The organism is Rhodococcus sp. OAS809 (genome assembly GCF_040546695.1).
GTDB classification, from domain to species: Bacteria; Actinomycetota; Actinomycetes; order Mycobacteriales; family Mycobacteriaceae; genus Rhodococcus_F; species Rhodococcus_F qingshengii.
Genome location: NZ_JBEPOI010000002.1, coordinates 4,262,559 through 4,275,337, shown reverse-complemented (window position 1 = coordinate 4,275,337; position 12,779 = coordinate 4,262,559). Strand labels below are relative to the sequence as shown.

9 protein-coding genes are annotated in these 12,779 nt (G+C 59.0%); 5 read left to right on the top strand and 4 right to left on the bottom strand.

The window, feature by feature from the left end:
* Positions 1–18: 18 nt before the first annotated feature.
* From ABIE52_RS22870 to ABIE52_RS22860, 3 genes are all read left to right on the top strand, one after another.
* Positions 19–645, top strand: a complete 627-nt coding sequence (locus tag ABIE52_RS22870; RefSeq protein ID WP_192712641.1) for a TetR/AcrR family transcriptional regulator — start codon at positions 19–21, stop codon at positions 643–645.
* Between the two features lie 95 nt (positions 646–740).
* Positions 741–1,892 carry a saccharopine dehydrogenase family protein gene (locus ABIE52_RS22865; protein WP_192712640.1) on the top strand — a complete coding sequence of 384 codons (1,152 nt, stop codon included), beginning with the start codon at positions 741–743 and terminating at the stop codon, positions 1,890–1,892.
* A gap of 209 nt (positions 1,893–2,101) precedes the next feature.
* On the top strand, positions 2,102–3,331 hold the full coding sequence (locus tag ABIE52_RS22860; protein WP_192712639.1) for a hypothetical protein: 1,230 nt from the start codon (positions 2,102–2,104) through the stop codon (positions 3,329–3,331).
* Positions 3,332–3,656: 325 nt separating this feature from the next.
* On the opposite strand, the gene ABIE52_RS22855 is transcribed toward ABIE52_RS22860, so the two are convergent.
* From ABIE52_RS22855 to ABIE52_RS22840, 4 genes are all read right to left on the bottom strand, one after another.
* Positions 3,657–4,808: a hypothetical protein gene (locus tag ABIE52_RS22855; protein WP_192712638.1), complete on the bottom strand. Its 1,152-nt coding sequence runs from the start codon at positions 4,806–4,808 to the stop codon at positions 3,657–3,659.
* Positions 4,805–6,082: a hypothetical protein gene (locus ABIE52_RS22850; protein ID WP_192712637.1), complete on the bottom strand. Its 1,278-nt coding sequence runs from the start codon at positions 6,080–6,082 to the stop codon at positions 4,805–4,807. The genes ABIE52_RS22855 and ABIE52_RS22850 overlap by 4 nt, the downstream gene beginning before the upstream one ends.
* 301 nt (positions 6,083–6,383) lie before the next feature.
* Positions 6,384–7,820: a pentapeptide repeat-containing protein gene (locus ABIE52_RS22845; protein WP_192712636.1), complete on the bottom strand. Its 1,437-nt coding sequence runs from the start codon at positions 7,818–7,820 to the stop codon at positions 6,384–6,386.
* 939 nt (positions 7,821–8,759) lie between these two features.
* Complete coding sequence (locus tag ABIE52_RS22840) at positions 8,760–9,080, bottom strand: helix-turn-helix domain-containing protein (RefSeq protein WP_192712635.1); 321 nt, start codon at positions 9,078–9,080, stop codon at positions 8,760–8,762.
* A gap of 1,341 nt (positions 9,081–10,421) precedes the next feature.
* Between ABIE52_RS22840 and ABIE52_RS22835 the strand changes: the two genes are divergently transcribed.
* Both ABIE52_RS22835 and ABIE52_RS22830 read left to right on the top strand, forming a co-directional pair.
* A complete protein-coding gene (locus ABIE52_RS22835) occupies positions 10,422–10,775 on the top strand; it encodes a hypothetical protein (RefSeq protein WP_354541537.1) in 354 nt (117 codons plus the stop codon).
* Positions 10,772–12,778, top strand: coding sequence for a TnsB C-terminal domain-containing protein (locus tag ABIE52_RS22830; protein ID WP_192712633.1), 2,007 nt, complete (start codon positions 10,772–10,774; stop codon positions 12,776–12,778). The genes ABIE52_RS22835 and ABIE52_RS22830 overlap by 4 nt, the downstream gene beginning before the upstream one ends.
* The last annotated feature ends 1 nt before the right edge of the window (position 12,779 follow it).

The following is a 12,779-nucleotide window of genomic DNA, read 5'->3' as shown; positions in this document are numbered from 1 at the left end:
TCAGAGAGGACTCACTCCATGCCCAAGGAGCCCAAGACGGCCGTGGTTGCTCTCGAGAGCGAGGACACTCGCGAGCGCGTTCTCGATGCGGCGGCGCGATTGTTCAGCGAGCGTGGATATGAAGCGGCGTCGCTCAAACAGATCGCCGCAGCCGTCGGAGTCTCTGCGCCAGCCTTGTATTGGCACTTCGAGTCGAAGGCCGTCCTCTTGCACGCCGTGATCGACCGGAGCCTTCGACGATTCACTCGAACGATTCTGGCCGCGCAACAATCCGCGACGACGCCGCGCGAGCGCTTGGCGGCGCTCGTACGGGCCTACGTGCTCAGTCAGCTGCGCCAAGTGGCGGATGCGGAAGCATACTCCAATCTCTACGCACCCGGACATCTGATGTCCGTTCTGTCCGAAGAGTCTCGCAGTGAATTCCGTGCCTTGGAGAACCAGACCTTCAACGCCTTGCGTGACACCGTTCGCGAGGGGGTGACCCTCGGTGTGTTCACGACCGACAGTCCGACGTTTGCAACCCGCGCGATCGTGAGTATTGGCGAGGACTCCGCGAACTGGTTCGAGTACGACGGAGAGATGAACGAGGAACAGTTCGCGGATCGGGTTGTCGGCCTCGTCGAGCGAATCGTCGGTGTCAGCTGACCCCTGTTCCGGCTGTTGACGGAAACACCTCCCTTAATTAACCTTCATTAAGGGAGGTGTCTTCGCCGGCCCACACCTAGTCAGAAGAGGTTTTTATGAAGATCGTCGTGTTCGGGGGCGCCGGTGCCATGGGCGCCAAAGCCGTGGAGACTCTGGCATCTATGCCCGAGTTCACCGAGATCGTTGTTGCAGATCTCGATGTGGACCAAGCGAAGGCTGTCGCAGACGCGGCCGGTGAGCACGTTCGTGCCGACCGAGTCGACGCACTGTCCGCCGATCTGTCTGTGATCCTCGACGGCGCGTGGGGGGTACTGAGTACCCTCGGTCCGTTCACCAGGTTCGGCAAGATTATCCTCACCGCCGCTATCACAGCCGGCTGTCACTTCGTTGACATCATGGATGACTGGGAGCCCACCCTCGAAGCATTCGAACTCGACTCGGCCGCACGTGAAGCGGGCGTCACAGCTCTCATCGGGATGGGTGCGAGCCCTGGGGTGTCAAACCTGCTAGCCGCCCGGGCCGTCACCTACCTCGACGAGGTGACCGAGATCGTCACCGGGTGGCCGATCCAGACCATCGCGCCCATCTCAATCACACCTGACCGCCCCAACGCGGCGACTGTCCACTTTGTCATCCAAGCATCCGGCTCGATTCGTGTGACCCGGGACGGCAAGCTGCAGGACGTGACCCCGCGTGAAGTCATCGAACTCGAATACCCCGGCTACGGGCTAGTCTCTGCACGCACTTTGGGTCACCCCGAGGCCGTGACGCTCCGCCGGACTTACACGACGCTCCAGTCGAGCCTCAACGTGATGACGGGGCACCCGTGGTTCTTCGACCGCGTCGATTCGATCATGGAACGAGTCGACAATCGTGCACTCACCCACATCGCCGCCGCAGCGGAGATCGAAGCAACACTTGATGAATCACGGACGGCACTCGCCGATCCGAGGGACCCGCACGGCCCAGGCCTGTGGACGTGGGCCAAGGGCATCAAGGACGGCCAACTCCACGCGGTCGGTGCACAGCTCACTCGGTTCCCGCGTGGTGGCATGGCAGGCTCAACCTCGATTCCCGCCGCGATCGGCCTGCAACTGATAGCCCGGGGCGCGGTCACCGATCGCGGCGTTGTCACCGCCGAGGCGGCCATTGACGCTGACACCTTCTTCTCTGAATTCGATGCCTATTGCAACGCGCCAGATCCGCTCACGCCGTTGGTTCAGATCACCAACGCTCGGATCGTCTGATATCGCCGAACCGTAATGCAGCAGCTTGGGCGCCTGGACTTGGATGCGACGGCATCGTCGGGGTGCGGTGAATTTGCCCTGTCTGCTGTCTACTAATTCTGGATCGCACACTAGCTGGTGTGCCTGATAGGGATTCGCCGATGGCGTACGAACACCTTCAGCCGATCAGGTGTGCAAGTTGCATTCGTCCCCGCGGCTAACCTGCCCCCATGGATGAACCAACGGCCATATCAGCTGACATGTTCAAGTATTGGCATGTCGACTACCAGAACGGATCCGTCCGTGTCGTTTACCAAGACGGGCAGGTCCTCGATAGCGAACTCGAAGCCAGGTACAGGCCGATCAACTCCCAAGTCGAGGGGTCGACCTTCGACTGGGAGAAGTGGTGGATCTATACGACCACGACCAGGCACGACCTCATCCTCACCGAAGGGTTCAATCCAGCATCCCCACCGCCTCTCAACGGCCGACCGGCCGTTTACCTTGACCAAAACCGGTGGCGAACCGTCGCCGACGTCCTGCACGAACCGGCTCGCGTGAAGGACCTCAGCGAGCGACGTGCAGCTCAGGAGCTCATCGACCTCGCCAACGATGGGGGCATCGTCCTGCCCCTCTCAACTGGACACCTGATCGAGACCGCCGGGTTACATGGCGACCGACGCTACGAGATCGGCATTGCGATGGCCCGTCTGGCCAGCGGGTGGCAGATTCGGAACCCGCTCGATCTGTGGAAGCACGAAGTCGACCGGTCCATGCGAAGGCGTTTGGGCAGTATAGAGAGTGCACCCGTACTACATCCCATCGTCACAGAACCCGGTGCGCTCTTCGGCAGCGACTCCTCCCTAAGTATCACCGACGAGACCCCAGACCTGGACAAGTTAATGACAATGTTGACCATGCCGAGCGTCATCCTGGATGCGCTCGTGGACCCCGAGCGGATACCGAAGAACCCGATCACTAAATGGGTAACCCATCACGCAGCCATCACGGCGCAAATCCACGCAGAGCATCTACCCAAGGAGCAACGTCGCCGACTCGCTAGACGTCGCTACTGGAACGAAAACATCGGCTACTACACCGCCGCATACCGCCGACTGGCGAACTCGACAGACTTCCCAATGTTCAGCGACGCTGAGTTGGCGCGATTATTCGCGAATTCCCCCATGGTCGGATTAATGTCCGAACTCTTTATCCGCCGGTTTATCGACCACATGGGCAAGTGGAAGCGGAACGACTTGGTCGACATTTTTCACCTATCCAGCGCCGCCGGCTACGCGCAGTACGTGTGCGCCGAGGCTCACACCGGCACGCAACTCCGAGACGCCCAGCGAACGCTCGGGCGCCCCGAAACCGTCTTTACTACCCTTGACGAACTGCTCACCGCCGTTCGTAGCGACGGCGCCCGAGCCGATTCCGAGAGAGCCAGAACCGAGCGTTGAACAACCAGGGCTCTGCATCAAGCCCTTCACTCACACGCGGCGTCCGCCTTGGTGATCCCGAGTTGGCGTTTCGCAGAACGGTAGATTGATGCTCGACACGGTCCCGACGTTGCGCTCGCTGCCCCGACGGTTTGTGGCCTGTTGGCGACCGACCAGTGCAGGCCGACCCGGCCTAGTCAACGCCCACGCGTCCCTCCTAGCGACCCTGACGCGAAGTCAATTACAGACCGTCGAGTCGGCCGAGGCATGACTGAAATGTATAGAAGTGTCGACCGCCTACAGTCACGTTGAGGGACGGTCCGGGCGAATCCCCCGAACACGATCACTACCTCGACTTCACGCTCTCAGGATCGACGAATTCCTCTCCCAGCAGAATAGAGCGTGCACGCGCAGTGAATCCCGAATCAAGGTCCGAGGTAGTCACGAGAAAATTGACCACATCGGCCGCCAACTTTGCCCCAACTTCATCGTAGAGTGCACCCGTGTCAGTAGGCGCTGAAATCTTTTCCTTGAGCGCAGCGGTGAAGGCTCCCACTTCGAGCAACCGCAACGCGGAAAGTATATGAGCCGGTCGACGCTGCAGACGTGCAGTGAGCTCCAGCAAACGGGAGTGATACGAAGGAAGCGGATCAACATAAACATCCTGCGGAATTGCACCGTTCTGGCTCAGATGCGCGAGCATCTTTGACAGCTCTTTTTTCTCGGAAAAACCGTTCGGGCCACCTAAGATGTATTGTGACAACCCGAGGTCCAGATCGCTTATATACGCCTTTCGGATGTTTTCGATTGCGTGCGTGAGGCTGACGGTATACAACCAGGCGAAATCGATCACTAGGGATACATGGTGAGGATTTCTCGGCGAGAGCAATCGACTGGACAAGCGAAGCTGCTCCACAATCTGCGTGAGACTTCGGTATTCTTCTCCCACCCAATAATCAAACTCTCGATAGTCACGCAGCTCTCTCAGCCGTCCATCCAGACCACTAAATGCGTGGAGAACTTTTTGGGTCTTATCGCGATCAAACAGCCAAGACACTGGCCCGGAATTCAGCGGAAGGTCGCTTGGATGAAATGCTTCCGCCTGAGCTAGCTCCTTGCTATTCAATGCTGTTATGTGGAGTCGATTCGCGAGCTGTCTCGCTGCGTGTGACACGTCGGTCTCGCGCAACATATACGCTGCGTCGGCAGCGAATAGATCCGCGACTCCACGAACCCAGAACATTCGGCCGGTAGATCCCTTGGCAGTGGTTTTACAGTCTACGATGGCACTTTCAACTCGGTAGCCACCAGATATCGTAAGGCCAAGCACATCAAGATCTGTAAACGACTCCGCCCCAGCCGACCGACGAGGGCTCCCAGCCGAAGCAGTCGCAACTCCGCCCACGCTCCGGAGTTGAACATCGATACGCGTTGTGTATCCCATGCGCCACAACAACCGGCGTGCCGCGACTTTGAGCCCCAAATCGAGTTCACTCACCGTGCGCCTCTCCCCAACGCTTTATCGATAACCGCCTGCCAGGACTTATCATCAATGTTAGGCTTGTTCTTCATTCGATTGAGGGTCTGCATCGGCGCAGTGTACGGCGCGCCGAGTTCCAATATCTTACGAGCTTCGTCCCCGCCGCCACGACCCTCAATTTGCTGACCCTGAGACAGCAAGTCTCTCGCAATTCCGAGCGCTTCCCTATTATCAGTGGTGTCGATGAAACGCGGTGTCACCCATGTACCCCCATGCCTTAAGTCGGGCCCAAAGGCAATGAGGCCACTGCGGTGCATCAGGCGATATTGACGTTCATGCTCCCCTCGCGGATTAAGATATCCACGATTTGGGTCGAGTAGTTTGTCAATGACATTAATCAAACCAGCGGCCGACAAATTACTGTAGCCGCCAAAATGCTGCCCACAGCGGAGGCAAGCGACCACAGCGAGAGCCTTCTCCAAGACTGGCTTCCTCGACCTCAGTAGCGTTGAGTCCAGGCTGTAAGGGAGGGTAGCAAAGGGTTGCAAGGTTCCTCCGGGCAACTCAACGGCAGGCGCGAGTATCAGACCCCTTCCAACTGCGTCTATGAGAACTTTGTTCGCCGACTCGACAGGCAGACCTTGCTCACCAACGACGGCCGCGAATGCGTCCGCTATTTGCGCTGGTCCGTGATCCCGTATCAACTCTGCCAGTAGAGCTGGATTCTCAAACCCAAAGAATGGCGAGTATGCGACTAACCCGCCCGAGACTTCGATGGTCTTGATTAACTGGGATTGTGCTCCGATTTCAATTAATCTCGGGAGGTCCGTGGAGTCCAGACCCGCCCGGCTTGCAAGTTCCTCCACCGGGACCGGAGATTCAGCCAGTCGATCGACAGCAATAACCATTTGCTCTTCGAGGTCCGTCGGCTGCTTTTCACGCCACGCTTCCCCAAGGCGGCCGTACAAATCGTCGTAAAATGGGACAGTTTCAGTGAATCGGACAACCCGATCAGATTCGTAGACGACACCCTGGATAAATTCCAGATCCGCGAGAGATCTTATGACGTTGTCAAAAGCATACGGACTCACATCCAATTGCTCGGCCGCGACCGCTCGCAGTGCTTGCGCGTCACTAACAACGTCCAATCCGCGAACGAGTGCCGCCACACTGGCTGCCATTCCGATCATCTGGGTCCCGGCGAGCGGAACTAGGACTCCCGAATTGGGATTGACATTTCGTAGTCCAGCATGAACATCTTGACAGCGCAACCCCTCGTCAAACTTGTCCACTATTTATTCCTGCCCTCTCGTGTCGGCGCCTCGCTAGGCAATAGGTTAGATCACTGTCAGTCCGGTTCACCGACAGCCACGCGGTGCACCGCTACGCCAGAAACTGCTACTCCCGGGATTCATGAACCCGGCCGCCAGAACGCTAAGCGCTCCCGGGGACGAGGGGATGGAGGCATCCATGACGGAATTCAGCCGGAACCATCGGCCAGAAGTGACGCTGTTGCCCTCGCGTGGATCATCGCTCGGTAATGGCCGATATTGAGGCACTGCCTAGGCGAACCGTAGACACCCCCTTCCCCGCCTAGGGGCGGTCACGTGACGCGGGCGGGGAGAATTCGTCCGGCCACACTGTGAGCGCACTCCAGTAAATGTGGCTAAGGTTTGCACGTTCAATCTTTGCACCTGCGAGATTTGCAGCGTGCAGGTTCGCGTTGGTCAGGTTCGCTTCGGTGAGATCGGCGTTCGTTAAGTCCGCGTCAACTAATGTTGCTGCGGTCAGGTTCACGGACCCCAAATCTGCGCCGGATAACTTCGCTCCGGTCAAGTTTGCTCCAGATAGATTCGCGTCAGATAAGTCCGCACCGGACAACTTTCCACTGGACAGATTCGCACCAGACAGGTTCACAGTGAACATGACGGCATCTAGCAAGTTCGCCGAGGTCAGGTTCGCTGAAGTCAGGTTCGCACCAGATAGATGAGCCCCGGAGAAATCCGCGCGGGTCAGGTTCGCGCTCGACAAATCTGCGTCAACCAGGATCGCACCCGTCAAGTCCGCGTGAAACAATTTCGCACCAGAAAGATTTACCCAAGTCAAGTCCGCGGATACCAAATCTGCGCCACCCAGGTTCGCTGACGTCAGGTTCGCACCGGTCAGAATCGCACCGGATAGGTTCACACTCCGAAGGAATGCTCCGGGAATGTCTGAGGAGGTCAGATTCAAGTTGGATAGGTCCGCACGGCTAATGGTGCAGTCGAATCCTTTCCAGCTTTTCGGATCCGAGGTCTCTTCAGCTGAGCGGTTGTGCAACGCGAGGAGGATAGTCTTGCGCACTTCCAGCTCGCCCGTATCTGGCAGCATGGCCGCGATCAGTTCTGGAGTGTGAGTGTTGGGGGTGCGAAGGTAGGCGCGGAGTAGGTCGATGGCGACTTGTTTCTCATTGCGGTCGTTCTGTTGCTGCCAGTCGTCGGCAAGGGATGCGAGGGCGTAGACGCCAGCGAGCCGGATAGCAGCGGATTCGTGGGCGAGTTGTTCGGCGCAGGTGGTGTATCGAGATCGTAAGTCTCGTATCACTTCTCGGTGATGGTTGCGCTCGTCCGTCTTCGTTTGCTCCGCCCGACTAAGCTCGCTTTGTTGTCGCTGCTCCTCAAATTGCTTCTCGTGTCTCGCTTTCTCGTCTGCCGCGACGCTTTTCGCGTGTTCAAGTTCGGTTGCCGCATGTGTGAGTTGTTCAGCGGCGGTTCTCTCCGCACTAATTCGAGTGTTGTGTGCGGATCGGAAAGTGAGGACACCGGCCCCGAGAACGCCAGCTCCACCGAGGATTGTCGCAACGGGCTGCGCGACCCCCGAACCTCCGGAAAGGATCGCAAATCCCGACACTATAAACAAGGCGGCACTCACCGTAGCGAGCGCGGTGCCTGCAAAGAACCCGATCCGCGTGCCGCGCGATCCAGGTGGCGGCTCAAGAACTGGCGGCCTGTCTACTCGCGAATCTCCATGCGGCGAATCTGTTGTCATCATTCGGATATTGTGCGATGCCGACAGTCAGTAGGCGGCGCCGGAGCGTCATCCGGCGTCAGCATCACCGAACCCGCGCATCGTTTTGGGGCCGGATGAAGCGACTCACAGTACTGATGAATCACAAACCGCCTTTCCCAAGGCATGCGATTTTGCGAGAGATGATGATCGCTTCGGGCTTCCTCTACCACCGGCAACGAAGCGCGGTTGTTTCGGATGCTGCAGACAGAGCGAACCTCGCCTACAGCAGCTCGTCTGCCAGGCCAAGAGCCGGCACCAAGATCGCGATCTCGATGACTTCGACATGCGCTGCTGGTCCTCCGGTGAACTCGGCGATGGTGAACTGCTCCGCCAGGTCCGATCTTCTCCTCGGATCTCTGTCGAATGTGGGGAGAGGCGCGGCCCAAGGTCCACTCGGCGGTGGATTGTGTGGCACTAGAGACTTCTCGGACGCCCAGCGGAGTTGGGCGAGGGAGCGGCACCTGGCCAGACCCTCATCCGTTGCGGATTGACCTCCGACGGATTGTTTGGTCAGACGAGTTCGGTGATTCAGAAGAAATTGGTGATGGCCTCGGATTGAGTCATGCGTCCACCGACTTCGATCCGCGGTCGACGCTCGAAGAGCCCCGAGCCTGAAAACTGCGGCAAGTTCTGCACCTTGATCGACTTCAGACCTGATTCATTGCTGCACTCGCAATGCCGTTGCTGCACCCCCTAATGCCGTAGCCACCGGAAGACGAAAGGAAGCCGCACAAGCTTTCCCCAGCAAATGCGCCTGCCCGCATCCCCTACAAGAACTACAAGGTCACGAGCGAAACACTATGCAAGAAAAAGGGTTTGAAGCAATCGAAGCTACGCGGCGGATGTCGCGTTAGCTCGAGCGAGGGCGCTGCCCGTGATTGCTGACGTCTGTCTCTGTGTTTACTGGCGGAGGCTGATGCTCTACTCGTCCAGGTAGGAGTTGAGTTCGAAGAACTGGAGCAGTTGCTCTCGCATCACCTCAAAGTTCGCGCCACTGTCCGGCCGAGCTCCGCACTGGAGGTGTCCAGCCGTCGTGGCGATGCCTGCCAGTTCGGCCAAGTTACAACCGAGCGCCATCGCGAGAGCGAGTAGCTCGTTCGCCTTCGCCGGCTGGGTGCCAGCGATGATGCGCGAGAGAGTGGACGGGGAGATACCAGCTTTGTCGGCCAGTTCGCGTCGGCTTGCGATTTGGGCAGCGAGCCTCGCCTTCTCGATCCGCGCGCCAGTCGAGAGTGCACTCATCACAGATCACCTCCTCAATCGCGTACTCGGCGATCAAATCAGAGTATGTGCGCCGGCACCATTGCAGCAAGAAACTTCGCTAGATTGTGAGCCGCGACGTCCCGTTTGGCCTACCTTCTACGAGCGTCAACTTCCAATCCGGTCAAGTCAGTCGCGGCCCAGAGCCAATCATGGAGCCGAACCGGAACAGGACCCCACCCGATCATTGATCGGGGCGGTGACACACGCTTGCCCGACAGCAATCACGCTGCTCCACCACATATTTCGAAATATTGCACACCTAATTCGACGGTCGAATCCATTGTGGAGTACCGGGCCGAGCCGGTACTCTGTGTGACATCGGAGGTGCGCCGACCAGAAATTGAAACACGGCGAAAGGATGGCGCACTCGATGATAGAACTTCCGTCGGCTCATTTTGGGCGACGCACGACGAGGAACTTCGAGCCGGACGACACCGTGCGGGTTGAGGTCCGACTGCCCGCTAAGACTGCCCAACGCCTCTACGAGCGCGCACGGCTGTCCCAGCGCACGCTCAGTGCAGTAACTGCTGAGGCTCTTGACGCTCTTGAATGCGAGTGCTCGCGACGAAGCCGTGACGGTCCCTAGCCATTCTGGGCATGGAAAAAGCCGGGCGCCAACCCGGCTTTTCCTCAAATCTCAACAGCGGTGGTCGCCGCTGCCTCACCCAAACTCACCTTGTTGACTTGGAGGTTTGTTATGTCTATTTCAGCCTGCCCATCGGGCGTTGTCAAGGTTCTATTCGTTGCGGATCGACTCCTTGAAGCGGCAGATCGACCTGTACTCGACCACTGTGCCGGGCTACCAGTCTGGGGTCCACGATGAGATCGCCGCTGGTACCAGGCACTTCTGTGAGTGCGCGCCGAGGAGTTCGTCGCTCACCCAAACAGATCACTGCGCACCTCCGCCGCGCATTGCCCCGCCGGGATGCGCTCGACGCACTTCGCGATCCACAAATCCGGGCCAAGGCCGTCGCCGAATGCAGCGTGATTTTGTGGGACGGCGCAGACACCCGCATCGCGCCGGTAGCAACCCTGACGAGAACGAATGTCGAGTCCGTGATGCCGGTGCGCCGGCTGGGGTCACATATGCATTCACGCTCAAACCTGATGATCCATACTGCCCGTTTTGCTGGCCTACCAGCCGTAGTATGGGCCGAATCCAAGCTCGAGCAACTCTGGATGATGGAACTCGACCGCCGAGCCGACGTGCACCGCTATCAAAGCCAGGCCTGTGTGCTGTCTTGGCCCGTTGGGGAGCGGTGCATCCTTCAAATACCGGACCTCCTAGTGTCCTGCGACAGTGGTGTAGAGATCGTCAGCGTGCGCGCCGAAGACGACATGGGCACGTACGCCCGAGTGATACTGACCGAGCTACTTCCGGAAACGTTTCGGGCGCACGGCATCGACTACCGCGTATGTGGGACGATGCCGCGCCAGCGAACTGTGAATCTTCGCCTGCTCGGCGCGCTCCGGTGGAAAGCGCCTGCCATGAAAGAGCCTTGGTGGGTGGCGGGTAGCGACATTCAGTCAACGAAAAGCCTTGGTGCAGTGTCGGATGCGTTCGGCGGCGGCCCGGTAGGACGTGGACGGGCTCTGCGGGCGCTCGCGCAGTGCCATCTCGACGTCGATCTCGACCGGCCCATCACGCAGGCGTCGGAGGTGGCATGGCGATGAATACCAACACGTTCGGCCTGGGAACCCGCTTCGAGGTGGACGGGCAGCTATGTACGGTGATCTCGATCGCGGCGACACTGACCCCACCAACTGCGACTCTGCGAAATGATGCCGGCGAGTACATCGAAACAGCTCTGCTGCAGGCTATTTGGATGTTCAATGACTTCTGCATGATCGATCAGCCGAGGATCACCGACACCAGCGACAGCGACCTACTCGACGATCTACCGACGCACGTCAAGTTGCAAACGATCGAACGAGCCGCACACGCACGCACTGTGATCCACGGGGACCCGTCAGGAGTTGTCGGCCCCGACAGCGATCCTCGGTACAACCCTGCACTGACCACGCGGCCATCGAGACTCCGGACGCTGACCCGAGATCTCGCAGGCACCCGTGGATACTCACGCGCTCAGTTGTATCGCATGGTTTCGGATTTCGAGAGCGGCGGCATCCACGCGCTCATTCCTCGTCACGCTGACAAATCGCGCCCCGACGACCCGAGATTGGGTCTCCGCGAGGGCACATTGGACACAATCTACCGAGTGTTATTGGATCTGGCGAGGCACAAGTCGACGGTGGGTCTCCAAGCGAGGAAGACGCGAGTGCTGCGAGAGCTAGACCACCTGGGAATCAACGACCCACTGCTCACATCTTTCCGCCTCGAAGCTGTCGTCCGGATACTGTCCACCGAACTGACTCTCGCGGGCACAGCACGGACTCGTCGCACCAACAACGCCCGGGCTCAACGCGGATATCGCAGGCCTGCACCGTCAATGCCCGGCGAGAGAATTGAAATTGATGCCACCGAACTCAACGTGTGGATTAGATGCCCCGACACGGGAAAGGAAATACGGCCATGGATCAGCGTCGCCGTGTGTGTGGCAACTCGACTGGTCACGGTACGGGTCACGGCTGAGAAGCCATCGGGCCGAGACACGCGGATGCTGCTCTTCGACGTAATGTCGCCGCTCGTCCTACCTGAAATTGCCCGCCCCCACACTCTTGCGCTGGGCGTGCCCCGAGAAACGCTCGTCCATCCAGGGATGGGTATCGGCGTGCTGGTTATCGATCACGGCAGCGAGTACGAGAATTACCGTGTCGTCGATGCGCTTGCACGGTGGGGTAGCACGATCGAACTGGCACGAACCCGACGCGGCATGGACAAGCCCTACGTCGAGTCTGTGAATCGGTCACTAGCCATCATGCAGCAGAACCTCGATGGCTTCACCGGCAACGGTCCCGAAAACCGAGGCGATGATGTCAATGCCACTCTGACATTGTCTGCGGTGCAATCGATCTGCAAGGAATGGGCGATGACCTACTATCCGCATCTTCCTCACAGCGGACTACCGTCAGCAACCAAGAAGGGGCACTTTTTGACTCCCGCCCAGCGGTATGAGCAATGCTTGATTCGGGGTGGTGATCTGCACGTAGCTCCCCACCCCGATGACGTGTTCGGTTTCCTCGACTGTGCCGATCTTGCAGTGTCGTCGGACGGCGTTCACTATCGAGACTTCCGCTACGATGGACCGATCCTCAACGAGGTTCGGAGAGGGTCCATCTCGCCGTTGGCTCGGCCTGGACGCAAGCGCCGGTTCTTTTACGACAGCTACGACAGGTCTCGGATGTTCTTTCGAGACGACTTCGACGGGCGCTGGCACACCCTCACCGCCATCCACGACGACGGTACGACATTTCCTCCGTTCAGTGACCTTGTCGCAGATGACTTTTCGCAGTTCCTCGGGCGCAATCGGTTGACCCGCGAAGAGCGAGACAACGCCGAAATTGCCTTCTGTAAGTTCGCTGACGAACTAGCCGAACACGAACGCAAACGTTGGTCCCTTGACCGCGCCCGTGTCGCGAACTCAGCTCCGGTCCCGCAGTCGAACCCCGGAACGACTGAGACAAGCGGCATCGGCATGCCGGCACTACCGCCAGTCGACGTGGACACTTTCGCGATCTGGGATCTCGAGCCAGCCGATACCGACGAGGTGTGGTGAC